We start from the raw sequence: 25,906 nt of genomic DNA, 5'->3' as shown, positions 1-25,906 counted from the left end.
GTATTCTAAAATTTTGACCGACGGATTGCGTCGGCCTCTCCGGAGTTGTTGAGTGCATTGAGGGCCTGTTGCAGACTGTCTATTGTCATATCGTCAATATTATTGTTGCATGCAATGCCCATGATATTCTTCTCGATCTCAAAGGCTTCTTCGATTTCAACGCCTGCTTTTCGGGCCAAGGTCAGGGCAGAAAATTCTGTTGTTGCCCAGACGTCGATGCTCCCCTCCTCAAGTTTTCTTGGGTTCGCGTCATCAACAGTTTCATAATTAACCTTTAGCCCAAGGCTTTTGACGTAAGCGCTGACACTACCTCCTACATAGCCACCGATGGTTCTTCCCTTTAGATCCCCCAAGTTTTGTAGGGCCAGCGTGCTGTCTTTTTTCTTGTAAACAACCCAGCGGTTCATTTCTATAGGAGCAATCCACTTCAGCTTCTTGCTGTATTCATCAGAGAGAGGAACGGGAAAAGAGCAGTTAAAGCTCTTGCTCATCGTCATGCTATAGGACCGGGCCCGTGGATGGACGGCAATTGTGTATGCGATTCCTGCATTCTCGGCCATAAGCCGGACAATCTGTGTCGCAGTTCCTACGAACGTGCCGCGGCTGCTATAGCTGTAGGGGTACCATTCTTCTGTATTGAAGATGAAAGTCTGGGCTTTTACCCCACCGACATTAAGGATGAGAACCAAAGAGACAGCCGCGCCATACAGGGATTTCAGCATCACGACCTCTCGATGAATACATGATCCTTGCAAGCATAGATTTTTTGATCTGATCCAGAAGAAGAGGAAGCGACCGTATGTGCCGGTCACTTCCTCCTGAGAGATCAGCGTTTCTTCAGTGGCACAAACTTACGTTGGGCGTGTCCTGTGAACAGCTGGCGTGGGCGGCCAATCTTCTGGTCTGGATCGCCAATCATTTCATTCCACTGCGATATCCACCCGGTTGTCCGGGCCAGCGCAAAGATACATGTGAACATGCTTACAGGTATGCCCATAGCCCTGAAGATAATTCCGGAATAGAAGTCTACGTTGGGATAGAGCTTTTTCTGGACAAAATAGTCATCTTCCAAGGCAATGCGCTCCAGCTCCATCGCAATCTGGAGAAGTGGCTCATTTTTCATGCCCAGCTCGTCCAGCACTTCCTTGCACGTCTGTGCCATGATCTTGGCGCGGGGATCGTAGTTTTTGTAAACACGATGTCCAAAGCCCATTAAGCGGAATGGATCATCCTTGCTCTTGGCGCGTTTGATGCACTCCGGAATCCGTTTCACTGTACCGATTTCGGCCAGCATCTTGAGAACGGCTTCATTGGCACCGCCATGTGCCGGTCCCCACAGGGAGGCAATACCCGCTGCAACGCAAGCAAAGGGATTTGCGCCGGATGACCCTGTCAGGCGAACTGTCGATGTCGAAGCATTTTGCTCATGGTCAGCGTGCAGGATCAAGATGCGATCCATGGCTTTTGCCAGCGTTGGACTGATCTTGTACTCCTCGCACGGAGTGGCAAACATCATCCGCAGGAAATTCTCGGCATAGCTCAGCTCATTCTTGGGATAGATGAAAGGCTGTCCTATAGAGTACTTGTAAGCCCATGCCGCTATGGTCGGCATTTTGGCAATCATGCGGTGCTGGGATATCATGCGATGGTGTGGATCGCTGATATCCAGTGAATCATGGTAGAAAGCAGACAGAGCGCCAACGACCCCGCATATGATGGCCATCGGATGGGCATCCCGGCGGAAGCCTTGGTAGAAGCGTGTCACCTGCTCATGGATCATGGTGTGATAGGTGATCGTGCCCTCGAACTCTTTCAGTTCTTTCGGGTTGGGCAGCTCACCCCTCAGAAGAAGATAAGCAACTTCTAGGAACGTGCAGTGCTGGGCCAGGTCCTCTATGGCATATCCACGATGACGCAGAATGCCTTCATCGCCATCAATATAGGTAATCCCTGATGCGCAGGACCCTGTTGACGTGAAACCCGGATCATATGTGAACATGCCTGTGTCGGCATAGAACTTGCGGATATCCACGACGCCAGGGCCAATGCTGCCGTCCATGACGGGGTATTCCCAGGACTTTCCGTTCCGGTTGTCTGTGACCGTGACTGTCTTCTTGGTTTTCGACATGTTGGTAAACCCCTCTGGAAATGCGTTGGTACAAGGTCTCTTTCTTGAAGAGCAACCTACGGGCAGCAGTGAACATCAAGCAATGGCACGGTTGAGCGCATCACGCAGGCGAGCTAGGCTTTCCTGTTTTCCTAAAAGCTCCATAACCTCAAAGATGGGTGGCGATACGGTTGAGCCAGAGAGTGCAGCCCGTAACGGTTGGGCGACCTTTCCCAGTTTCAACAGTTTCTCTTCTGAATAAACACGCGCAAGCTCCTCCAAGGCATCTCTCGAGAAAGGCTCTGCGCTGTCAAGGCGAACGATCAAATCTTCCAGAACCTGTCGGGCTCCATTGTCATCCAGTTGTCGTGCTGCTTTTTCCTCAAGTGCCAGCGGCCGGGGCTGCACATAGAACCGGGCGGATTGTGCCAGCTCGTTGACCGTTTTCGCCCTTTGCTTCAGGCTGTCCATGGCTCGGAGCAGAAGGTCCTTGGCCTTATTGTCCAAGGATTGGCGTGTCTCTTTCTCAAGGAGCGGAATAATCAGGTCGCACAGGCGGGCATCATCAGCCTGGCGGAGGTAGACGCCATTGAGGTTGGTCAGCTTGGCCATGTCAAAGCGGGATGGTGCACGACCTACATCGGCAATATCGAACCACTCAATGGCCTGTTGTGTTGAAATAATTTCTTCATCGCCACGGCCCCAGCCAAGACGCAGCAGGTAGTTGCGCATGGCTTCGGGTAAAAAGCCCATGTCACGGTAGGCCTCTGCCCCCAAGGCGCCATGACGTTTGGACAGTTTTGCGCCATCTGGTCCGTGGATCAGGGGGATATGCGAGAAGACCGGCAAGTCCCAGCCGCATGCATGATAAAGCTGGATTTGTCGGAATGTGTTTGTCAGATGATCATCACCACGGATGACATGGGTTATGCCCATATCGTGGTCATCGACCACCACAGACAGCATGTAGGTTGGTGTGCCGTCTGCGCGCAGCAGGACCATATCGTCCAGTTGTGCATTGGCAACACGCACTTCCCCTTGAACCAGATCAGACAAAACCGTCTCACCGTTCTGGGGTGCCTTCAGGCGGACAACGGGTTTGATGCCGGCTGGTGCATCTGTTGCAGGGCGGTCACGCCAGCGACCATCGTAACGCATAGGCAGACCGGCCGCTTTCTGCTCGTCCCGCATGGCTGAAAGCTCTTCCGGAGAGCAGTAGCAGTAATACGCCTTGCCCTGTTCCACGAGCGTACGAGCAACTTCAGCATGTCTCTGCGCTTTGGAAAACTGGAAGACAGGCTCCTCATCCCAGTTCAGCCCCAGCCAGCTCAAGCCGTCAAAGATGGCGTCAACGGCATCTTGGGTTGAGCGAGCGCGGTCAGTGTCTTCGATCCGGACAAGAAATTTTCCGCCGTTATGTCTGGCGTACAGCCAGTTGAACAAGGCTGTTCTGGCACCGCCAATATGAAGAAAGCCCGTAGGCGACGGTGCAAATCGTGTAACAACATTCATAGACAAAGCCTAGGTTTGGGGCCGATGCCAAAAAAAGGATCCTATACTGCCCTGCCTCAGAGGCTATTTGCAAGCAGCAGCCCTTCGTAGCATATTCTTTGCGCACTTGCAGCAGGGAGATCATAAACATGTACGCCCGGACGTGGCTGTCAGCCACGGTGTTCCTTCGTCTTTTCCTTCGCATATCACATGTTTTTGATCAAATTCGTTGGAAAATGGTGGCGGAACAGGATTGGGGCTTGCCGTGGGGGGTTGCCCTTCTTGCTGGTGGGGCAGGGGCTTACTTTTCTTTAAGTATAGAACCATCCATCTACATTATTAGTGCGTTGGCCTTTATCGCTTTTGTCAGTGTATGTGTCTTGGCATGGTCTGTTTATGTGCGGCGTGGTTTCTGGATGGGGTGCGCTATTGCCAGCTTGGCTTTTCTGGCTGGTTTTACGTGTGCGCAGCAGTCTGCGGTGAGCGTATCCGCCCCTGTTCTGATGCGAGAGGTTCCTCCTGTCATTCTTGAGGGGGCCATTGTCAGGATCGAGCCATTACCGGTCGGATCCCGTATTCTTCTTGAAGATGTTATTATTACGGGATTTAAGCCCGAACACACGCCGAATCGCGTGCGCTTGGTCATGCGCAGGGGCTTTCACGCATTGCCAGGCCAAAGAATACGTTTACGGGCGGGTCTTCTGCCGCCATCGCCGCCGTCTGCCCCGGGTAGTTATGACTTTCAGCGTATAGCTTGGTTCGAGAAGATCGGAGCTGTTGGTTACGGTGTCAGTACTCCAGAGTTTATCGGTGAGGATCAGTCTGATTCTGTCTGGGCTTTTACCGAGGCAATGCGCCAACGCATTGGCCAGCGGCTGAGGGCGGGGATTCCAGGAGATGGGGGGGCTGTTGCTGCAGCTTTGGTGACCGGAGAGCGGCAGGCTATTTCTTCTGCCACAATTGATGCCTATCGCGATGCCGGACTGTCACACCTTTTGGCTATTTCTGGTTTGAATATAGGAATTTATGCCGGAATTGTCTTTGTTGTCGTGCGTGGGGGGCTGGCTATGGTACCCGCCGTGGCGTTGCGGTGGGATATCAAGAAATTGGCTGCGGTTCTGGCTTTGTTGGCAACAACTGTTTACCTCTTGATCTCCGGAAGTGGCATACCAGCTGTACGTTCTTGGATTATGAGCGGGGTTGTGTTGTGTGCCATTGTCCTTGATCGCAAGGCCCTCTCATTCCGCGTTCTCGCGGTTGCGGCCTTGTTGATCCTGCTTTTTCGGCCTGAAAGTATTCTTGGGCCCAGTTTCCAGATGTCTTTTGCTGCCGTTCTGGCCTTGATATCGGGTTATATGATTCTGCAACCACGTCTGACAGACTGGCGCGCCCAGTCAGGTGGTCCGGTGTCGGCGGCATGGCGATCAGGCGCTGTCTATGTGTTTGGTATTGTTTCTTCCACGCTTTTAGCAACGGTTGCAACGGCTCCATACGCTATTTATCATTTTCACCGTCTTCCTCTTTATGGCCTTTTGGCCAACCTAGTCGCTGTGCCTGTAACAGCGATCTGGATCATGCCTTGGTTGGTTCTGGCCTTGGTTCTGATGCCGTTTGACATGGAAGCATTGGCCTTGATGCCATTGGCATGGGGTGTGGCTCTTGTCCGGGAGCTTGCTATTCTTATTTCGGCTCTCCCGCATGCGAGCCTTCATACACCCCCTATGACCTCGGCTGCCTTGGTTGCAGCAACTTTGTCAGGTTTTTGGCTTTGCGTCTGGCAAGGTGCATGGCGTTGGTGGGGAGTACCTGTTCTGCTGATTTCGCTCGTGTCACCTTGGATATGGCGTGATATTCCCCAGCTTGTTATCAGCGGAGACGCGAAGGTGATTGCTGTAAGTGACGGGGAAGGATTGATCCTTTTACCCGGACGTTCCGGTCGTTTTACCCGTTCCACATGGTTGGAAAGGTGGGGGCAAAGTTCGGAAAGATGGGATCGCTGGAGTATAGGTGAAGGGCCCTGGCGTTGTGACCCGTATGGTTGCTTGTATTATCATGGTGGGTATCGTCTTGCGCTTGCCTATCGTGAAGAAGCGATTCTTGAAGACTGTAGCCAAGTTGACGTTATTGTCACACCCTTGAAAGTTTCATCAAAATCTCCCTTGCGAAGCAGATGTAAAGCAAATCGCTTTATCGATGGCTGGGATCTTGAGCGGAAAGGGACGCATGTTTTTTATTTTGATGATACTGGAATACAGGTTCGTACGATCGTCGACGATCAGGGGCAAAGGTTGTGGAGCCATTCGCAACGCCCCCTGTCACAAGCTAAGGAAGATGAAACGGAAGGTTCCATGCCAAGAGTGGATGTCTTCTGATATCTAATAACTTCTCAGCAGTCCAACCAGCTGTCCCTGTACTGTAACCCGATCCGGGCCGAATATACGCGTTTCATAAGTACGATTAGCGGGCTCGAGCGCGATTGCATTGCCCTTGTGGCGCAGGCGTTTGAGAGTTGCTTCTTCATTATCCACCAGCGCAACAACAATAGTGCCGTTTTCGGCTTTCTCGCAGCGCCGTATGATCACGGTATCGCCATCAAGAATACCGGCCTCTATCATGGAATCGCCCTCTACGGTAAGGGCATAGTGATCTCCTCCCGACAGAATGGATGCAGGAACTTCCACCAGGCTTGTTTGGTCACATAGCGCTTCGATTGGCGTTCCGGCAGCAATCTTGCCATAGAGGGGGAGTTGTACGGCCTCGCTGTTACCGGGGATGGGAATTCCTGACAGGGGTTGTCCGAAATTGCTGCGAACATGACTTATTGTCCGCACTGTTTCGTCAGGTCGTCCTTTTATTCCTGTCTGCACTGATAATTTTTCGGGCATACGTATGACTTCGAGTGCCCTGGCGCGGTGGGGTAGGCGCCTGATAAAGCCTCGCTCTTCCAATCCCGTAATCAAGCGATGAATACCAGACTTTGACTGTAGTCCCAAGGCATCCTTCATTTCGTCAAAAGATGGAGATACCCCATTCTCACGTAGCTTGAGATTAATAAAGCAGAGAAGTTGGTGCTGTTTTTTTGTAAGCATGAACCCCACCCCACCCAGCGCTATAGGCGCCAGCCAAGAGATCAGAAGAACGATGATATGTTCTACTTTAGTTCTTTCGTCAGGTCAACGCCAACAGGCTGGATGCGAGAAGGTGTTTTACGGCGTCATGCGACAGCAAGCCTTAGTGTAGCAGCCTCAACATCGTCTTGGCGCATCAAGCTTTCACCAACAAGAAAGCGTCTGGCTCCTGACTTTGCTATTCTGTCGAGATCTGCTTTTTGCTTCAGTCCACTCTCTGAGACAAGGGCGCGATCTTTACCAACCATGGCAGCCAATGCCTCGGTTGTTTCCAGATTAGTTTCGAGGGTTCGCAGGTTACGGTTGTTGACACCGATCAATCCTGATCGCGTATGACGCAAAGCGCATTCCATTTCATATTCATCATGGACTTCAATCAGGGCATCCATTCCCAGTGACAGGGCCAGTGCCTCCATATCTGCTAGCAAGGCTTTATCCAGTGCTGCAACAATCAACAAGACACAGTCGGCCCCCAAGGCACGGGATTCAACAATCTGCCATGGATCAAGCATAAAGTCCTTGCGCAGGACGGGCAGGGAACAAGCTGCGCGGGCCGCAACCAGATAGGCATCCGATCCTTGGAAGAAGGGAACATCTGTCAGAACAGAGAGACATGATGCCCCACCTTTTTCATAGGCTTTGGCGAGTGCAGATGGATCAAAGTCGGGGCGTATCAATCCACCGGACGGTGATGCTTTCTTGATTTCACAAATCAGACCATAACGTCCCTGCTCCACATGTTGGTCCAAAGCTTTGGCAAATCCACGGGCTGGGTCAGCTGCTGTAGCCTTGTCTTCCAAGTCACGCAGGGAAAACGTCTTCTTCCTTTGCTCCAGATCCAAACGGGTTTGCGCGCAGATGCGTTCGAGCACGTCACTCATACGTTAACCTCACGTATGCTGACGGAGTGATGCGATCCATAGAGGCGCACCAGTGAAGCCAGTATGCTGGATGCCTTGCCGTTATCGATTGCACGGCAAGCCAGTTCTGCTCCTTCACGTAAGGTATTGACCCTTTCGGCTGTCACAAGCGCTGCTGCGGCATTCAAAACCACAATATTACGGAATGGCCCCGGCTCACCTCCCAGTATTTTGCGGATCATTTCCGCGTTATGCTCGGGTGCTCCCCCTTTCAGCTCAGCTAAAGTTGCCCGAGGCAGGCCTGCATCTTCCGGAACAATTTCAAAGCATCGGACATCGCCATCTCTTAGTTCGGCGGCATAGGTTGGACCTGTCGTTGTTACTTCGTCCAGTCCGTCGTGACCACATACGACTGTTGCCCGCTTGAGCCCCAGCTTTCCCAAACAGTGGGCAACCGGTTCAAGCCATTTGCGGTCGAAAACACCCATCAGCTGATAATCAGCACTGGCAGGATTGGTCAGCGGTCCAAGGAGATTGAAAATCGTCCTTACCCCAATTTCCCGGCGTGCGGGGGCAACATGCTGCATGGCCGAATGGTGGCGAGGGGCCATCATGAAACCAATTCCAATCGTGTGCATGGCCTTTTCGACAACTGTGAAATCGGCGTCCAGATTCAGGCCAAGTGCGCATAGAACATCCGCAGATCCCGAGCGCGACGACGCAGCGCGATTTCCATGCTTGGCAACAGGAACTCCTACCGCAGCGACAACAAGGGCAGCAGCGGTAGATATATTGTAGGTTCCGCTTCCATCACCACCGGTTCCGACAATGTCGATGGCCCCGGGTGGAGCCTGTATCCGCACGGCATGAGAGCGCATTGTCCTAGCCGCTGCTGTTATTTCATCAACGGTCTCGCCTCTCAGACGCATGGCCATCAGGAAGGCACCGATCTGGGCAGGCGTGGCCCGTCCTGACATGATGACATCAAAAGCCTCGGCAGCCTCTTCTGAAGACAGAACTTCGCCATCAGCCAAGCGCGGCAGAAATTTTCCCAGTCCTCCGCTCATGGTTCAGGCGGCCCTTTCATTGCAAGTATAGCCGGCTATATTCAGAAAATTACGGAATATATCATGGCCATGTTCGCTGGCGATGCTTTCCGGATGGAACTGAACGCCATGGATTGGCATGTCGCGGTGCGACAGTCCCATAATCAAACCGTCTTTAGTCTGTGCCGTGATTTCAAGGCAGTCCGGCAGGGAATCGCGAGCGACCAAAAGAGAGTGGTAGCGCGTAGCCCGAAAGGGATTGGGTAGGCCTGAAAAAAGCCCTTGCCCGGTATGGTGGACAGGAGAAATCTTGCCATGCATTGGCTCTGGTGCGCGGATAACACGCCCTCCAAAAACTTGGCCTATGGCCTGATGCCCTAGGCATACCCCCATGATCGGAACCTGTCCGGCAGCCTTTTCAATCAGCTCTAGGCAAATGCCGGCCTTGTCAGGGTCACATGGTCCGGGTGACAGAACAATCCCTCTTGGTTGCCACGCCATGACATCCTTGGCTGTTACAGCATCGTTGCGCACAACTTTTGCTTCCACTCCCAGCTCTGCCAGATAATGCCAGAGGTTCCAGGTAAAGCTGTCGTAGTTATCGATCAAAACCAATGGCATGACTGTCTGTTCCGGGGATTGGGACTGCACGTCTATGGGCATTTTTTTGTTACACCATGCTAACCAAGATACAAGCACACAATGTGGTTGTGCATTTCATTTCTGTTGACCCGTATCCCAGCCTGTTATTACGAAGGGATAGCTTCTGACATGCCTACTGCACGTCGCTCGTTCTTGGTACATCGTGCCCGGAGAGATGTCTATGGATTCTCGTCGCACCCAGGTTGCATCGTCTGCCGGTCATATAGGTCTTTCCGTACAGGAGATGACCTGTGTTGCCTGCGCATCACGTCTTGAGAAAGTCTTGTCCAAGCTGGAGGGTGTGGAGCATGCGACTGTCTCGTTCCCTCTGGAGCGGGCTGATATCTGGATTAGTTCTTCATTTGCCGGTGGGCAGGAGGCGCTGCATCAAGCAGTTCGTGATGCCGGTTTTATTCCAGGAGACCCGCCTGAAACGGCGGCAGGATTTCGGGCCTACGAGCATGACAAGAAACAGAGGCAGCGCCGTGAGATTGTTCTTCTTGTTGGTGTTGCACTGCTTTCTCTTCCCCTTGTCGCTGATATGGTTTTGCACCTGCTGTCTTCTTCATGGCGTGTTCCTGTACTGATACAGGCGGTATTGGCGACCGTTGTGCAGATAGCCGGAGGAGCCCGTTTTTATCGTGGGGCTTGGTCTGCCCTGAAGAAGGGGTATGCCAGCATGGACAGTCTTGTGGCTCTTGGAACGTCCGCAGCGTGGGGGCTGTCCGTCCAAAGGGCCATATGGGGTGCTGAGGGACATCACCAAGACTTGTACTTCGAGGGATCTGCGGTGGTTATTACCTTGGTGCTTCTTGGGAAGTGGCTGGAGGGAAGGGCGCGGGATACAGCCGGTGCAGCACTCCAGTCCTTGATGAAGCTGCGTCCAGAGGAGGTATGCGTCCATATACCGGACAAGGGGCTTTACATGCTGCCCGCCGCACAGGTGATTCCGGGTATGGTTGTCTGCGTTCGTCCGGGCGAGAGAATACCGGTTGATGGATGTCTTGAGGAGGGAATGGGTGATGTGGATGAATCCCTTCTATCCGGTGAGAGTATGCCGGTATCGAAACGTGTTGGTGATACGGTTGTCGGGGGCTCCCTGAATATCAATGGTGTTCTGAGAATTCGCGTACAGGCCGTTGGGGCAGAATCTGTGCTGAATCGCATCATTCATCTTGTTGAAACAGCCCAGGCTTCAAAGCCACCTGTGCAAGCCTTGGTGGACAGGATTTCAGCGATCTTCGTGCCTTGCATTATGGCCCTTGCCTTGATGACCGTTACGGGGTGGTGGGTGATTGCCGGGAATCTCGAGGTGGGAATGATCGCGGCAATTTCGGTACTAGTGGTTGCCTGTCCTTGTGCACTGGGTCTTGCGACACCAACGGCACTTGTTGTTGGTACATCTGTTGCTGCCAGCCATGGTATTCTTCTGCGTGATGCGGCAGTGCTCGAGAAGATACGCACGCTCTCTACCGTTGTTATGGACAAGACAGGAACTTTGACGGAAGGCCGACCAGTGGTGGTTGATTGTCTTGCTGATGATCCTGCTGTCATGCTGACTGTTGCTGCCAGCCTTCAGCAAGGGAGCCTTCATCCTCTTGCCCGTGCTTTTGTGGAAAAGGCACAGGAGGAAGGGTGTGAGATCGCGACTGTTACAGACTGGATTGAAATGCCCGGTTTGGGTATACGCGGAAAAATTGGCGGGCACGGCTGGATACTGGGATCATCAATCTGTATGCAGCAGGAAGGTAAGGAATGCGAGCCATGGCAGGAGTGGGCCGATCTTCGGAGAGACAAGGGGCAGACCTTGGTATGGCTAGCCGCGGATGATGGTCCGGTAGCAGCTGTCTTCGCCTTGGCAGATCGTATTCGTCCTGAAGCGCCGGGGGTTGTTCAGTGGCTGAAATCCCGTGGTTTGGATGTTGTGATGTTGACAGGCGACAGCATGCGTTCTGCCCGCTCTGTTGCTGCGGCTGTCGGGATTTCCAACGTTTATGCCGAGACGCTCCCACGGAAAAAAGCAGACATTATTGCATCTCTCAAAGCGGCAGGGCATGGCGTTGGCATGATTGGCGATGGTCTCAATGATGCTCCTGCGCTTGCGATGGCCGATGTTGCGATTGCAATGGGCTCGGGTGTTGATGTTGCCGTGGAATCATCGGCTATTGTCTTAATGCGCGGGGATATTACCCTTTTGCCGTATGCTTTTGCAATTGCTGAAGCAATTCTGGGCAGAATACGCCAAAATCTTTTTTGGGCTTTTATATACAATATTCTGGCTGTTCCAATGGCTGTCGCGGGTCTTCTTGATCCGGTGATTGCTGGGGCGGCCATGGCTTTTTCCAGTGTCAGTGTTGTCTTGGGCTCGCTAGTGCTTTTGCGCTGGAACCCTCCCGATTTATCCCGCAGATGACACAGCGGGATATAACAGGGGTGGTACCTTGAATCCTTGGCACGTATACTGCCCCCTTTCATAATAGAGTAAAGACAAAACAGGATCAGGACTTTGCCAAAGCAGCGCCTTTCGCGTACCGGACCAACGCGTTCCAAGGTTTCGTCTTCCAGAAAAACCATACGAGGGCGAAAGGAAAGGCGTGGTGCCAGAAAAGGGGCAGGCCGCTTGAGAGAGTTTTTGTCCTTCTTCCGTTTTCTTGACAAAATTTCTCAGCGTCCCGCAACATTTGGTGGCATGGTCGCTTTTATACTGGTTCTGGCTGTTGTTATTGGCTTGGTGATTGGGCATATCTACCGTTCTGCTTCGCCTGTATTTCTAGCTGCCCAAGGCAGTGATCCCATTGGGGTTATGGCAGATAATATAACCCATGGCCGGGATCCGTTGTTTGCAGAACGTGCTGATGCTCCTTTGCAAGGCATTTCGCCCTTGGCGGAACCAGAGGCGTACTCAGATCAGTGGCGTTCTGCCCCACGTGAAACGCCGTCAAATACGTCAGAAGACAGTGCGGTTGCTCCGTTGTTGCCTGTGCCTCACTCTGCCAAGGAGAAGGCTGCGTTACCACAAACACGGAAGCCTGAAGTAAAAACCGCGTCTTTGCCTTCTGGCTCTTCACATCCTAGATCACCACATTCCACTGTTTTTGTTGCTATTGTCATTGACGACATGGGTGTTGACCAAGTTCGAAGTCGGCGTGTTATTGATTTACCCGGACCGTTGACGACATCTTTTCTTACGTTTTCGCGTGACCTTAAGAGTCAGGCCCGTTCTGCTGCCGCTGCCGGGCATGAGTTGATGATGCATATGCCGATGGAGCCGAAGGGAAAGGTATCCCCCGGTCCCGATGCATTGCTTGTTCGTATGGGTAAAGAAGAGATTGCCGGCCGGGTACACAACATGTTGGACCGTATGGAAAACTATGTTGGTATCAATAATCATCAGGGAAGCAGATTTACAGAGAATGAAGCCGGTCTGAAGGTTGTGATGACGGCCTTGAAGCAGAGAAGACTGTTCTTCCTTGATTCCCGCACCAGTGGACAAAGTGTCGGTGGTCGTGTTGCAGAGGAGGCGGGTGTGCGTACGATTGATCGCGATATTTTTCTCGATCATGAGAACAGGCCGGGTTATGTCGAGAGACAATTGGCGCTGACAGAGGATTTGGCCAAGAGGCGTGGATACGCCATAGCCATTGGTCACCCGCGCGATGCCACCATAGCGGCCCTGCGTCGCTGGTTGCCAACTCTTTCCAGCAAGGGTATTGCCTTGGTTCCTGTATCAAAGCTGATTGACATGCGTTACGGCACTCCGGCTGCCGATCTCATCAAACCGAAGAAGGCAGGTAATGGCTGAGCTTACAATAAAGATTTCCGGTATGACGTGCAGTGGCTGTGCCCGTACCGTAGAAAAAGCTGTTATGGGCATCCCCGGCGTGACCTCGGCTCGCGTTGACTTGTCGCGCCAAGAGGTAACTCTTGAGGCCCAAGAGACTCTACAGCTTTCCACAGTGCAGAAAGCTGTAGAGCAGGCAGGGTTTGATATTCGAGCAGACTAGGTATTCCAAGATGGAAAGAGCGTATTAGATACAGGCTTTATCTTCTACCTTGGACAGAGATTCTTCCGCTGTCTGTGCTGAGCGCACAAGTGCCATCGCTTTGTTGATGCACTCTTCATATTCGCTGTCTGGGTTGCTATCAGCAACGATGCCAGCGCCGGCCTGTATAATCAATTCACCATTCTTGATCAGTCCGGTCCGCAGTGTAATACAGGTATCAAGCTGCCCATTCGCCGAGATATAGCAAAACGAACCGGCATAGAAGCTGCGTTTCTCACTTTCCAGTTCATCAATAATTTCCATGGCCCTAACTTTCGGGGCCCCCGATACTGTTCCGGCCGGGAAACCGGCCATGAGTGCGGCGATGGCATCATGGTTGTCTGCAATCTGTCCTTCGACATTGGAAACGATATGCATAACATGCGAATAGCGTTCGACAGACATTTTCTGGGTCACGCGAACGGTCCCCGGGCGTGCAACGCGCCCGACATCGTTCCGCCCAAGATCCAGAAGCATCAGATGTTCTGATATTTCCTTCGTATCCGCAAGCAGGTCCTCTTCCAGCTGCTTGTCTTCTTCTGGCGTTGCGCCGCGCTTTCGTGTCCCAGCCAAAGGACGAACCGTTACAGTCTTGTCATGAAGGCGGACGAGTATCTCCGGGCTGGAGCCAACCAGTGAGAATTCACCTTGGTCAAAAAAGAACAGGAATGGAGAGGGATTTGTGCGTCGCAGAGCCCTGTAGAAAGAGAGAGGTGATGCCTTCAGCGGAATACGGAAGCGTTGTGACAGAACAACCTGGAAGACATCGCCATTTGCAATATATTCCTTTGCCCGTTCCACCATGCCCCTGAATTGTTCGCGTGTTGTGTTCGAGCTTGGAGCAAGGGGTCTGTTATTGGCCGGCAAATCTTCTTTCCAAGCTGCGGTGGTTTCCGTAGCTGGTTTCTGCAAACGTGCAATGGCTTCATTGATGCGGCCCACAGCTGCCTCGAACGCATGTTCCGCAGACATCGCGCCATTTGGCCTGACGGGCGTTATGATTGTCAGGATATCACGCGCATTATCCAGAATAGCCATGATCGTTGGCCTGATAAAGAGGCTATCCGGTATGCCAATGGTATCGGGGTTCGGCTTGGGAAGCTTTTCAGCCAGCCGGACCATGTCATACCCCATATAGCCAGCCAAACCAGCTGACATCGGGGGCAAGTGGTCCGGAAGATCGATGTGACTTTCTTCGATCAAGCGCCGCAGTGACCCCATTGCCTCTCCGTCATGCGTAAAGCCGTTGGGGTCAAGATTGACTGTGCGGTTAACTTCAGCACTTCCGGACAGGCTGCGCCAGACAAGATCAGGATTGAGACCCATAAAGGTATAACGCCCCCTGATAGTCCCACCTTCGACAGATTCCATGATAAAGGCGAGAGGATCTGACTGCTTCAGTTTGATAAAAACTGAAAGGGGACTATCCATGTCGGCGGATATGCTACGCCAGAGAACCTGTGCTTTTCCAGCCTTCCAAGAGGACTCAAACGTCTGGAATGACACATTGGTTTGCATGGCGCGCAAGACTCCTTCATTGGGAATAGTGCGGGGCCTTGCTGTAAGCCCCGCACACGTTTGCGGTTAAAGCATGCCGTATGATTTATGGCAACAGGTTGTTTATAACGTCTTGATTGACATGCATGCCGTAACGGTCAATCAGAGTATCGGTAACGATTCTGGTTACATCGTTGACCAATGCAGAATGTACATTGTTCCGCATAGTCATTACGCCATGACTATCTTTGTCCGGATCTGCGGGGTTGATCATGTCTACGCGCAGGACGTAGGCGTTCTGATCATCCTTTACAACAGAAGCTGTTCCAGCCGGCAGGGTAAAGATGGCCTGCACAATCTGTGGGGGCATGGGGTTGTCCGTCTTGTTGACGTGCCGTCCGTCCCGGCCAATACCTGATATCGTGCTGACCGTTATGCCGGGTGCCTTGTTAATGATGGCGTTCGGCGTCTTCCCGGATGTCAGTTCGGCTGCAAGTTGTTCGGCCATAGCAGCAGCCGCAGTCTTTTGTGCATTTTTCTTCCACAAGGCCTCAACTTTTTCCCGTACATCCTGGAATGGCTGGATTGTCTGCGCATGAACGGCATTAACCTTCACAACGAAAGCACCGCCGTCCACGTGAATCAGACGGCTTTCTTCGCCCTGAGCCAACGCAAATGCTTCTTTGAGAACATTTTCTTCCAGATCGGCTGGTAATGGGCTCGACCCATCAGCCGCAATTGAAGCAGCCGCTACAAGGTTAATGCCGAACGTGTCTGCAATTTCTTTGTAGCTTGTACCGGAGGCGAGGTTATCCTCAATGCGCTGTGCGACATCATTAAAGGCCTCTGCAGCCTTTTCACGCTTCAGCTGGGCTTTGATATCTTCCGATACAGTCTCCAGTCGTTTTGTTTGTGCTGGAACAAGGGGCCCAGCAGAAAAGACATGCCACCCCACAGCCGACTGCACAGGCTGAGACACGCCATTCTCGGGCAAGGACCAGACGGCGGCTGCAATATCTTCAGGCAGGCTGTTTCTGGTAATGAGCCCCATATCCAAAGGCTTTCCTGATCCGGTGTTGATCGCGGCATCGGCAAGGCTTGAACCGGCCTCTACCTGCGACAGGATATGTTTGGCGGCATCTTCGGTTTCGACAATAACCTGCGTAACCGGCCTACTTTCTGGGGTCGTAAAGAGGTCCTGGTTTGTATTGTAATAGTTGGTAACATCCTCATCGCTAACCGTTATTCTGGCTTCAAGCATGGTTGGATTCATGATGAGAACAGAAAGATCTCGTGTCTCAGGCACTGCAAACACATCTTTATTCTCTTCGTAGAAGGCGTGCAGAGCGCTGTCATCCAGTCTAACTGCCACATCCTGTGCAGCTGCACTGATTTGCAGGACATGGGCGTCGCGGCGTTCCTCGCGAATACGGTATAATGCCTCTGCCATTTTGAGTGGTGTCACAATGCCGCTGGTCAAGGCATCCTCAAGGCGGGCGTGAACCAAGTCCTTGCGGGCCATCTCAAGCCAGCCTTGTTCTGTCAGGTTATTGGCGGCCAGAACTTGGTTAAAGCGTGTACGGTCAAAAGCACCCTCAGCATTCTGGAAAGCTGGCTGTTGTATGGTCACTTCTCTCAGAGCGGTATCAGAAATGACGATGCCAAGATCACGTGCCAGCATTTCCTGTGCGGCAGAGGCTGAAAGCGACGCGACAGTGCTTTCTATCAGGCCAATCTGCCGGGCTGCATCAGCATCAAAACTAGGGCCAAATATCTGACGGAGCCTGTCCATTTGGCGTGCCAGTTGGTCTTTGAGTATAAGGCCGCTGATTTCTATGTCGCCTACCGTAAGGGCAGGCTTGTTATTGGCTCTGGAATTGACAACATCCCCGATCCCCCAGATGCCAAAGCTGAGAATCAGAACAGCAAAAAGAATTTTCGCCACCAGAGAGCCGGTGGATTTGCGCAGCGCATCAAGCATGTTTTTTCCTGGTTCAGTCCAGAGTGACATCGGGAAACATATGATAAGCATACCATGGCGTACGGGCAACCGGCATCCTGGATCGAGCGTGATGTTCAGCATGGAAATTTTCTTTCCAAATCCATTTTCTGGCGTGTTCGTTCATTGGAAAGGTGCTTCCAACGTGTTAGACAGGGTGGGCTTTTGTTCGCTCCATTGTTGTGCGACATCAAGCGGACAGACATGAACAAGAAGGTAAGGAGCTGACCCATGGGGCAGAAGCGCCTTTTGGTTGCCGGAAACTGGAAAATGAACGGGCTGCGTGCTGACGCTGAGCTTATGGCGGAAGGCCTTGCATCCCGCTGTCATGCCATGGGGAATGTTGCGGTTGATATTGCCCTCTTTCCTCCGGCAACCCTGCTGGACTACATGGCGCGTGCCCTTGATGATACACCTATAGTCATAGGAGGGCAGGACTGTCACCGCTCTGAGAAAGGAGCCTTTACTGGTGACGTATCGGCTTGGATGTTGCGCGATGTTGGCGCTTCCCATGTCCTGTTGGGGCACTCCGAGCGGCGTGCGGGGCATGCAGAAAGCAGTGCGCAGGTCAAAGACAAGGCTCAGGCAGCCCAAGCTGCAGGCTTGGTTGCGATTATATGTGTTGGCGAGAATAGCTCGGAAAGGGACAGGGGGGAAACTCTTGCTGTTGTCAGGCGACAGGTGCAGGAATCACTTCCAGCTGGCGCGACATATGCCAACACTATCATAGCGTATGAGCCGGTGTGGGCCATCGGATCTGGTCAAGTACCGTCTACGGAAGAGATTGTGAATGTGCATGGAGAGATACGGCGTCTTCTTGTAAAGGCAACCGGGGATGATGCGGGCGCCACGCGCATTCTCTATGGTGGATCTGTAAAACCTTCCAATGCAGCGGAGATCCTTGGTCTGGGGGATGTCGACGGCGCCCTTGTTGGTGGAGCCAGTCTGATCCTAGATGATTTCTGGGCTATCGTGACTGCTGCAGTCAGATGAATATAAAAAATGGTAATTTGTTCTGGCATCCTGACATCAAGGGCATTAAAAATGCCCGTTTGATGATTCAGGCCGTGCGTTGAAATACCTGATGTCCATGTAAGTTGGATCCGGGTGTCGCAGACTAGCCCTTTGACAGGTTGCACTATCTCATGATTACGGTTGTCCTTGTTATTCATCTTCTGATTGCCATGGCTCTTGTGGGCGTCATCTTGCTTCAGCGTTCCGAGGGAGGTGCACTTGGCATCGGCGGGAATGCGGGCTTTGTCTCGGGGCGTGCAGCGGGCAACATTCTGACCCGTGCGACAGCTTTTTTGGCTGTTGCATTCTTTTCAACCAGCATGATTCTGGCTGTTTTGGCAGGTGGTAACCGGGCTGGTTCCATTCTAGATGTTCCGGAACAGCCTGCTTCTACACCGTCTGGTGAGCGTTCGGGTGAGCCTTCGGTTCCCCTTTCTGAGTAATATAGGGGTGGCAGGCGCCCTGTTTTGTGTCGGGATTGTCGGGCATCATTACCTTGGCCCTATTCTGGTCTGTGGTGGCTCTGCGTGTTGACTGTATGCAGTACCGGACCTTGCATCGGTGCCTGTCAATCCGGGCTTCTGCGTCGTTTTTATTTTGAAGGCAAGAGTTAGCGGACCATGACCCGTTTTATTTTCATTACAGGTGGTGTAGTTTCTTCCCTTGGCAAGGGGCTAGCCTCTGCCGCACTTGGGGCCAGCCTTCAGGCAAGGGGATACAAGGTACGGCTTCGCAAGCTTGACCCCTATCTTAACGTTGATCCCGGCACGATGAGTCCGACCCAGCACGGTGAGGTTTATGTCACCGATGACGGCGCGGAAACAGACCTTGACCTTGGTCATTACGAGCGTTTTACGGGCGTCGCCTCGCGCCGTTCCGATAACGTAACTGCGGGTCGTATCTATCGTACCGTACTGGAGAAAGAGCGTCGGGGCGATTATTTGGGGGGAACTGTTCAGGTTATTCCCCATGTTACGGACCAGATTAAAACGTTTATTCTGTCTGATCTAACGGATGAAGACTTTTGCCTGTGCGAAATAGGAGGTACGGTTGGTGACATAGAAAGCCTGCCGTTTCTTGAAGCCATTCGCCAGCTTGGTAACGAGCTTGGTCGCGAGCGCGCGATGGTGATCCATGTCACCCTTTTGCCCTATATTCCGACAGCCGGTGAGCTGAAGACCAAGCCAACACAGCATTCCGTCAAGGAGCTTTTGTCGGTTGGGATACAGCCTGATATTCTGATGTGCCGTTCTGATAGGCCTATACCGGAAAGCGAACGTCGGAAGATTGCGCTGTTCTGCAATGTCAATGAGAAGAATGTAATTGCAGCCCTTGATGCTCCCACGATTTATCAGGTGCCGATAGACTATCACGCACAGGGTCTGGATACGCAGGTCTGCCGTCACTTTGGTCTGCCCTGTGATGTATCTCCGGATCTGGGGCGTTGGCACACTATTGTTGGGCGTGTTACAAAGCCCGAAGGTGTTGTGACGATTGGTATTGTTGGCAAATACACAAGCCTTCTTGATAGCTACAAGTCTCTTTCCGAGGCTTTGGTTCATGGCGGTATCGCCAATAATGTGAAAGTTCAGCTTGAGTGGTTTGATTCCGAGATTTTCGAACGAGAAGATGCGGCTCGTTTTCTTGAGTCTGTTGATGGCATCATGGTGCCTGGTGGCTTTGGAGAACGTGGGGCTGAGGGCAAGATCCGTGCTGCCCGCTTTGCGAGAGAGCACAAGATTCCTTATTTCGGCATTTGTTTTGGTATGCAGATGGCCGTTATTGAATGCGCACGCCATCTGGCTAATCTGCCTGATGCGTCGTCCTCGGAGTTTGGCCCGACCAGTGAGCCTTTGGTTGGGTTGATGACAGAATGGTTGCGTGGCACTGAGCTTGTCAAAAGATCCTCTACCAATGACATGGGAGGAACCATGCGCTTGGGGAGCTATGAGTGTCTTTTGGCAGAGGGTAGCAAGGTACAGTCCATATATGGGCATGAGCGTATTTCTGAGCGCCATCGGCACCGTTACGAGGTGAATGTGCATTACCGTGAGCAGCTTGAAGCAGCAGGTCTGCGTTTCTCTGGGCTTTCTCCGGATGGCTTATTGCCGGAAATTGTTGAGTATCCAGATCATCCGTGGTTCATTGGCGTGCAGTTTCACCCAGAGTTGAAATCCAAGCCTTTTGACCCACACCCACTATTTACATCCTTTATTCAGGCTGCGGTTACAAAGTCCCGTTTGGTTTGATGGATTGTGTAGCTTAACCCTGTCAGGACGGTTTTGATGTCAAACTCAGTTACTCCGCCGCGTCGCGTTTCTGTCGGTAGTCTTGTTCTTGGCAATGACCTGCCGATGGTTCTCATTGCAGGGCCGTGTCAGATGGAGAGCCGCGATCATGCGCTGGATACAGCGGGTCGTCTCGTCGAGATCTGTACCGAGGCTGGTATCCCGCTGATTTACAAGACGTCTTTTGATAAAGCCAACAGGACATCTTCAAGTGGGAAGAGGGGAGCGGGACTGGAGGCGGCTCTTCCTGTTTTTGATGACATTCGCAGGCTCTTTTCGATTCCTGTTCTTACAGACGTGCACGAGCCGTGGCAGTGCGCGGAGGTGTCCTCTGTCGTTGATGTGTTACAGATTCCGGCCTTCTTGTGCCGACAGACAGACCTATTGGTAGCGGCAGCGGCTACGGGACGTACAGTCAATGTCAAGAAGGGGCAGTTTCTGGCGCCTTGGGATATGAAGAATGTTGTCTCCAAACTGGATGAGGCCGGGAACTCCTCTGTCCTTCTGACGGAGCGTGGCGCATCTTTTGGCTACAATACCTTGGTTGTGGACATGCGTGGTTTGCCCATTATGGCGCATGATACGGGGTGCCCGGTTATTATTGATGCAACGCATGCCGTGCAGCAGCCAGGTGGACGTGGTTCTTCTTCTGGTGGGCAGCGTGAGTTTGCTCCTGTTATTGCCCGTGCTGCCCTGTCTTTGGGTTTGGCTGGTGTGTTCATAGAGACGCATGAAGATCCAGACAGGGCGCCTTCTGACGGTCCGAATATGATCCCCCTTCACCAGATGTCGGCCCTTTTGCGCGAGCTTTCCGCATTTGATCGCTTGGCCAAACAGCATCCGGTACACCTTTCCTGAGGAGTTTGTTCTGCCATGACCGCTATTGTCGACGTGCATGCACGTGAGATCCTTGATTCACGTGGAAATCCGACCGTTGAGGTTGATGTTATCCTGGAAAGTGGTGCTTTTGGTCGTGCTGCTGTTCCTTCCGGGGCGTCAACAGGTGCCCATGAGGCTGTTGAGCTGCGTGACGGAGACAAGGCCCGTTATTTGGGCAAGGGTGTTTTGAAAGCTGTTGACGCAGTCAATGATGAAATTTTTGCAGCTTTGGCCGGTATGGATGCTGAAGAGCAGATTGACATTGACCAAGCCATGATTGACCTTGACGGCACGCCGAATAAGGCTCGTCTGGGTGCCAATGCCGTTCTTGGCGTTTCCTTGGCTGTTGCCAAAGCTGCTGCTGATGAGGTCAGTCTGCCTTTTTATCGGTATGTTGGTGGCGTGTTCGCCCGGACTCTTCCGGTTCCAATGATGAATATCATCAATGGCGGTCAGCATGCCGATAATCCAATTGATATCCAGGAATTCATGATTATGCCGGTTTCCGCCGACAGCATGGCGGATGCGGTACGTATGGGGGCAGAAGTTTTTCATGCGCTGAAGAAGCAGTTGAGCGACGCAGGCCACAACACCAATGTGGGTGACGAGGGCGGCTTTGCCCCCGGTCTGAAGTCAGCGGATGAAGCCCTTGGTTTCATCACAAAAGCTGTCGAGAAGGCCGGCTACAAACTAGGGGATGATATCGTTCTGGCGCTTGATTCAGCCTCGACAGAGTTTTTCCGTGATGGGTGTTACCATATGGAAGGCGAAGGCAAGGTTCTCGATGCGGGTCAGATGGTCCGCTATTATGAGGATCTTTGTGGTCGCTATCCAATCTTTTCCATTGAGGATGGTTTGGCTGAGGATGACTGGGATGGCTGGAAGCTTCTTACCGATGCACTGGGTAAGAAGGTACAGCTTGTTGGTGATGATCTTTTTGTGACCAATGCCGAGCGCCTTTCCCGGGGTCTGGGCGAAGGTGTTGCCAACTCTATTCTGGTTAAGGTCAACCAGATCGGCACGCTCTCTGAAACCTTACAGGCCGTAGAGGTTGCGCATAGGGCAGGGTATACGTCTGTTCTTTCCCACCGTTCTGGCGAAACAGAAGACAGTACCATTGCTGATATTGCTGTGGCGACCAATTGCGGGCAGATCAAGACGGGTTCGTTGAGCCGGTCGGATCGTATTGCCAAGTACAATCAGCTTATTCGTATCGAGGAGCTGTTGGGCGGTTCTGCTGTTTACGCCGGGCGCAGTATTCTGCGGGGTTAGTTTTTAGTGCATGGCAGGTGGTATAGAGATATTACCGCCTGCCATGCTATATGGTGTGGCACTATTGACCCACATGAGATTCCCGTGTTTGTTGTAGGCCATGTCCATGGTTGAAGAAATACGTAGAAGGCTGAATAAGGCCATTGCCCCCTTGCTGGGCATGGCTGCGGTCTTTTATTTTGCATTTCATGCCATCCAAGGTGACCGCGGCCTGTTCTCGTGGTGGCAAATTCGTCAAGAAATAGTGCGCGCAGAATCTGCCCTTCAGGCATTGCAAGCAAAGCGAGCTGATCTTGAGAATCGGGTTTCCTTACTCAGGCCAGAAGGAATAGATCCGGATCTTCTAGAGGAGCGGGCGCGTGTTATGTTCAATATGGGGCGCCCGGGTGAAAAGGTGATTATTCTCCCGAAAATTTCTACCGAAGACAGGTCCCTGTTGCCTTCCGAGCCGCACCTTTTACAGTGAGAGTGCAGCTCTTTTGCTGCTTTATCTGCGTTTCTGAAAGCATATTTTTACCGTCAGAGTCGATTTTTAACGCAATAACAGTAGCTGGCAGCTTGGTTTCTGCTTATATCCCATCTACACTTGGTGCTCAGGGCCGTTTTTCGCGGTTCTTGCCTTGATTTTGAAGTCACAAAAGCGACTTGGTGCCTCTGAGAGGGCCGGTTGCCGGAAAGAAGAGGTTCATTGTGGAGACGGGCTCATTGCAAACTTTCCCTGTCCTGCCCCTGCGGGATATTGTCGTCTTCCCACACATGATTGTCCCGCTGTTTGTGGGTCGTGAGAAGAGTGTCCGTGCGCTTGAAGATGTTATGACGGATGATAAGCAGATCCTGCTTGTTGCCCAGAAAAATGCATCACAGGACGATCCGTCTCCGCAGGATATCTATGACGTTGGGACACTTTCGACGGTGTTGCAGCTGCTGAAACTGCCTGATGGGACGGTTAAAGTTCTGGTGGAAGGTGGGCAACGTGCCCGTATTTCTGCTTATGGCTCGCGTGAAGAGTTTTATGAAGCAGGGGTCGTTCTGCTTGAAGAGGAAGAGGGCGACAGTCAGGAGCTTGAGGCTCTTGCCCGTTCCGTAACCAGCCGTTTCGAGCAGTACATAAAGCTCAACAAGAAAATACCGCCTGAAGTTCTTGTTTCGATCAATCAGATCGAAGATTCCGCCAAACTGGCAGATACCGTAGCCTCTCACCTTTCACTGAAAATTTCCGAGAAGCAGGAACTCCTTGAACTCCAGACCATTACAGAACGCCTAGAGCGGATCTTGGGGCATATGGAGTCCGAGATTGGTGTTTTGCAAGTTGAAAAGCGTATCAGTAACCGTGTCAAGCGGCAGATGGAGAAGACCCAGCGCGAGTACTATTTGAATGAGCGCATGAAGGCGATCCAGAAAGAGCTTGGTGAAGGCGAAGATGGCAAAGACGAAATTGCTGAGCTTGAGGAGCGCATAAACAAGACCAAGCTTTCTAAGGAAGCCAAGGAAAAAGCTCTGGGCGAGTTGCGTAAGCTGAAGTCAATGAGCCCTATGTCGGCTGAGGCAACGGTTGTTCGCAATTATCTTGACTGGATGCTGTCTATTCCTTGGAAGAAACCTTCTAAAGTACGTAATGACGTCAAGGCAGCTGGTAAAGTTCTTGATACGGATCACTATGGCCTTGAGAAGGTCAAGGAACGTATTCTGGAGTATCTTGCCGTTCAGCAGCGTACGCGCAAACTGAAGGGGCCTATCCTGTGCTTGGTGGGACCGCCCGGTGTCGGCAAGACGTCTCTTGGACAATCCATCGCAAAGTCGACAAATCGTAGCTTTGTCCGTGTTTCGCTTGGTGGCGTGCGTGATGAATCCGAAATCCGGGGACATCGTCGCACCTACATAGGGTCGATGCCGGGCAAGGTTATTCAGGGCATGAAGAAGGCCAAGACATCCAACCCTCTGTTCCTTCTGGATGAGGTTGACAAGTTGGGGCAGGATTGGCGCGGTGATCCGTCGTCTGCTTTGCTGGAAGTGTTGGATCCCGAGCAGAATACGACGTTCCAGGATCATTACCTGGAGGTGGATTACGATCTTTCCGACGTGATGTTTGTGTGCACAGCCAATACGCTCAGGATGCCGCAGCCTTTGCTAGACCGGATGGAGATTATACGGCTGTCCGGGTATACCGAGGATGAGAAAGTAGAAATCTGTCGGCGCCATTTGATACCCAAGCAAATGGAAGCCCACGGTCTGAAGAAAGATGAATGGTCTATTACAGATCAGGCTCTTCGTGACTTAGTTCGCTATTACACGCGTGAAGCCGGCGTTCGTAATCTGGAAAGAGAACTGGCAACCTTGACCCGCAAAGCAACCAAGGAAATTTTGTTGCGTGGTCTGAAAAAGGTCGCGGTTAGCCCAAAGAATCTTGAGAAATACGCGGGGGTCCGCAAGTACCGTTATGGAGAGGCGGAGCTGGAGGACTTGGTTGGTGTTGTAACAGGCTTGGCTTGGACAGAAGTCGGTGGCGATCTTTTATCGATTGAGGCGGTTACTGTTCCCGGGAAAGGCAAGTTTACCGTTACGGGTCAGCTGGGCGACGTCATGAAAGAGTCTATAGAAGCTGCCCGATCCTATGTCCGCTCACGGGCAACGACGTTTGGTTTGAAGCCGACTATTTTTGATCGAAAAGATATCCACGTTCATGTTCCCGAAGGGGCGACACCCAAAGACGGGCCTTCTGCCGGGGTTGCCATGTCGACAGCCATCGTGTCGACGTTAACGGGCATCAAAATCCGCGCTGATGTAGCAATGACTGGCGAAATAACCTTGCGAGGGCGAGTTCTGGCAATTGGGGGGCTAAAAGAAAAATTGCTGGCCGCTTTGCGCGGCGGTATCAAGACTGTTCTGATTCCGCAGGAGAACGAGAAGGACTTGGCCGAAATTCCTGACAATGTCAGGAAGGGACTGCGCATTATTCCTGTCTCGACAGTTGATGAAGTCTTGGACCATGCCTTGGTTGAGCGTCCTGTTCCGATCGAATGGTCGGAGGATGAAGAAAACAAAGCTGCGGATATGGCACGTTCCCGTGACGATGATGTGACGGATATTCGACCTCATTGAGTATCCTACCTGTTTGAATCATGCGTATAACGGGGTCCTTACTGGGCCCCGTTTTGTTATTGCATGCTATTGATGTATGGATTTCTATTGTGGAAATATATCAATCCACAATTTAGGTAAGAGATGAAAAGAGAGAAATATACTCTTCCTCTATCAGTATGACGTTGACGGAATGCAGCGCTGATGATCTGATTTCCGTTGTGCAGGTCCGGTTCTTCCGCAGATTCTGCCAGTTCTGTTTTTGTCATGACAGAAGGGAGCTTCACGTGAACAAAAGTGAATTGATTGCTGCCGTTGCCGAGACAAGCGGGTTGAGCAAGAATGATGCGGGGCGTGCTATTGATGGTATATTCTCCACAATCACTTCATCCCTGAAGAAAGGTGATGAGGTAAGGCTTGTGGGGTTTGGTACGTTCTCCATATCCCGGCGTGCGGCGACAGAAGGGCGCAACCCGCGGACAGGGGATGTTATCAAGATTCCGGCATCCAAGCAGCCAAAATTCCGGGCTGGGAAAGGCCTGAAAGAGGCCGTTCAATAAGA

Annotated in this window: 21 protein-coding genes; 12 read left to right on the top strand and 9 right to left on the bottom strand. The window is 52.2% G+C overall.

Annotated features, from left to right (window positions below; translation table 11 throughout):
• Positions 1-5: 5 nt before the first annotated feature.
• From AY555_RS08955 to gltX, 3 genes are all read right to left on the bottom strand, one after another.
• Entirely contained in the window at positions 6-722 is a 717-nt protein-coding gene (locus AY555_RS08955; protein WP_066135794.1) for a substrate-binding periplasmic protein, read from the bottom strand.
• Between the two features lie 104 nt (positions 723-826).
• Positions 827-2,128 (bottom strand): citrate synthase, encoded by a 1,302-nt coding sequence (gltA, locus tag AY555_RS08950; protein ID WP_066135792.1) that lies wholly within the window; start codon positions 2,126-2,128, stop codon positions 827-829.
• 75 nt (positions 2,129-2,203) lie between these two features.
• Positions 2,204-3,619, bottom strand: a complete 1,416-nt coding sequence (gene gltX / locus AY555_RS08945) for a glutamate--tRNA ligase (protein WP_066135789.1) — start codon at positions 3,617-3,619, stop codon at positions 2,204-2,206.
• Positions 3,620-3,747: 128 nt separating this feature from the next.
• Here gltX and AY555_RS08940 point away from each other — a divergent pair, with 128 nt between their 5' ends.
• A complete protein-coding gene (locus tag AY555_RS08940) occupies positions 3,748-5,970 on the top strand; it encodes a ComEC/Rec2 family competence protein (RefSeq protein WP_066135786.1) in 2,223 nt (740 codons plus the stop codon).
• A 3-nt stretch (positions 5,971-5,973) separates the two neighbouring features.
• On the opposite strand, the gene lexA is transcribed toward AY555_RS08940, so the two are convergent.
• The 4 genes from lexA to AY555_RS08920 all read right to left on the bottom strand — a co-directional run bounded on the left by lexA (position 5,974) and on the right by AY555_RS08920 (position 9,253).
• Positions 5,974-6,687, bottom strand: a complete 714-nt coding sequence (gene lexA / locus AY555_RS08935) for a transcriptional repressor LexA (protein ID WP_066135783.1) — start codon at positions 6,685-6,687, stop codon at positions 5,974-5,976.
• 125 nt (positions 6,688-6,812) lie between these two features.
• On the bottom strand, positions 6,813-7,607 hold the full coding sequence (gene trpC, locus AY555_RS08930) for an indole-3-glycerol phosphate synthase TrpC (RefSeq protein WP_066135780.1): 795 nt from the start codon (positions 7,605-7,607) through the stop codon (positions 6,813-6,815).
• Positions 7,604-8,653 carry an anthranilate phosphoribosyltransferase gene (gene trpD, locus AY555_RS08925; protein ID WP_066135778.1) on the bottom strand — a complete coding sequence of 350 codons (1,050 nt, stop codon included), beginning with the start codon at positions 8,651-8,653 and terminating at the stop codon, positions 7,604-7,606. Before trpD ends, trpC begins: the two co-directional genes overlap by 4 nt.
• A 3-nt stretch (positions 8,654-8,656) precedes the next feature.
• Positions 8,657-9,253 carry an anthranilate synthase component II gene (locus tag AY555_RS08920; RefSeq protein ID WP_066135776.1) on the bottom strand — a complete coding sequence of 199 codons (597 nt, stop codon included), beginning with the start codon at positions 9,251-9,253 and terminating at the stop codon, positions 8,657-8,659.
• A 202-nt stretch (positions 9,254-9,455) separates the two neighbouring features.
• Between AY555_RS08920 and AY555_RS08915 the strand changes: the two genes are divergently transcribed.
• The 3 genes from AY555_RS08915 to AY555_RS08905 all read left to right on the top strand — a co-directional run bounded on the left by AY555_RS08915 (position 9,456) and on the right by AY555_RS08905 (position 13,278).
• A complete protein-coding gene (locus AY555_RS08915) occupies positions 9,456-11,687 on the top strand; it encodes a heavy metal translocating P-type ATPase (RefSeq protein ID WP_066135773.1) in 2,232 nt (743 codons plus the stop codon).
• Between the two features lie 93 nt (positions 11,688-11,780).
• Positions 11,781-13,076 (top strand): divergent polysaccharide deacetylase family protein, encoded by a 1,296-nt coding sequence (locus AY555_RS08910; protein WP_066135770.1) that lies wholly within the window; start codon positions 11,781-11,783, stop codon positions 13,074-13,076.
• The gene (locus AY555_RS08905; RefSeq protein ID WP_066135768.1) at positions 13,069-13,278 is read left to right on the top strand and encodes a heavy-metal-associated domain-containing protein; all 210 of its coding nucleotides are present in this window, start codon (positions 13,069-13,071) and stop codon (positions 13,276-13,278) included. The genes AY555_RS08910 and AY555_RS08905 overlap by 8 nt, the downstream gene beginning before the upstream one ends.
• A 24-nt stretch (positions 13,279-13,302) precedes the next feature.
• Here the strand turns inward: AY555_RS08905 and trpE are convergent, their stop codons facing one another.
• Together trpE and AY555_RS08895 are read right to left on the bottom strand one after the other, a co-directional pair.
• Positions 13,303-14,835 carry an anthranilate synthase component I gene (trpE, locus tag AY555_RS08900; RefSeq protein ID WP_066135765.1) on the bottom strand — a complete coding sequence of 511 codons (1,533 nt, stop codon included), beginning with the start codon at positions 14,833-14,835 and terminating at the stop codon, positions 13,303-13,305.
• Positions 14,836-14,920: 85 nt separating this feature from the next.
• Positions 14,921-16,795: a peptidyl-prolyl cis-trans isomerase gene (locus tag AY555_RS08895; RefSeq protein WP_066135762.1), complete on the bottom strand. Its 1,875-nt coding sequence runs from the start codon at positions 16,793-16,795 to the stop codon at positions 14,921-14,923.
• A gap of 249 nt (positions 16,796-17,044) precedes the next feature.
• Here AY555_RS08895 and tpiA point away from each other — a divergent pair, with 249 nt between their 5' ends.
• From tpiA to AY555_RS08850, 8 genes are all read left to right on the top strand, one after another.
• Positions 17,045-17,806, top strand: a complete 762-nt coding sequence (gene tpiA / locus AY555_RS08885; protein ID WP_066135757.1) for a triose-phosphate isomerase — start codon at positions 17,045-17,047, stop codon at positions 17,804-17,806.
• A gap of 152 nt (positions 17,807-17,958) precedes the next feature.
• The gene (gene secG, locus AY555_RS08880) at positions 17,959-18,270 is read left to right on the top strand and encodes a preprotein translocase subunit SecG (RefSeq protein ID WP_066135754.1); all 312 of its coding nucleotides are present in this window, start codon (positions 17,959-17,961) and stop codon (positions 18,268-18,270) included.
• Between the two features lie 177 nt (positions 18,271-18,447).
• On the top strand, positions 18,448-20,076 hold the full coding sequence (locus tag AY555_RS08875) for a CTP synthase (protein WP_066135751.1): 1,629 nt from the start codon (positions 18,448-18,450) through the stop codon (positions 20,074-20,076).
• 36 nt (positions 20,077-20,112) lie between these two features.
• On the top strand, positions 20,113-20,973 hold the full coding sequence (gene kdsA / locus AY555_RS08870; RefSeq protein ID WP_066135748.1) for a 3-deoxy-8-phosphooctulonate synthase: 861 nt from the start codon (positions 20,113-20,115) through the stop codon (positions 20,971-20,973).
• Positions 20,974-20,988: 15 nt separating this feature from the next.
• Positions 20,989-22,266: a phosphopyruvate hydratase gene (gene eno / locus AY555_RS08865; protein WP_066135745.1), complete on the top strand. Its 1,278-nt coding sequence runs from the start codon at positions 20,989-20,991 to the stop codon at positions 22,264-22,266.
• A 100-nt stretch (positions 22,267-22,366) separates the two neighbouring features.
• Positions 22,367-22,732 (top strand): FtsB family cell division protein, encoded by a 366-nt coding sequence (locus AY555_RS08860; RefSeq protein ID WP_245176918.1) that lies wholly within the window; start codon positions 22,367-22,369, stop codon positions 22,730-22,732.
• Positions 22,733-23,022: 290 nt separating this feature from the next.
• Positions 23,023-25,365 (top strand): endopeptidase La, encoded by a 2,343-nt coding sequence (lon, locus tag AY555_RS08855; RefSeq protein WP_245176979.1) that lies wholly within the window; start codon positions 23,023-23,025, stop codon positions 25,363-25,365.
• 266 nt (positions 25,366-25,631) lie between these two features.
• Positions 25,632-25,904, top strand: a complete 273-nt coding sequence (locus tag AY555_RS08850; RefSeq protein ID WP_066136840.1) for an HU family DNA-binding protein — start codon at positions 25,632-25,634, stop codon at positions 25,902-25,904.
• Positions 25,905-25,906 lie beyond the last annotated feature (2 nt).

The organism is Haematospirillum jordaniae, assembly GCF_001611975.1.
GTDB lineage: Bacteria > Pseudomonadota > Alphaproteobacteria > Rhodospirillales > Rhodospirillaceae > Haematospirillum > Haematospirillum jordaniae.
Note: the sequence above shows the minus strand (reverse complement) of the source record. Positions and strands in the feature narration are given on the sequence as shown.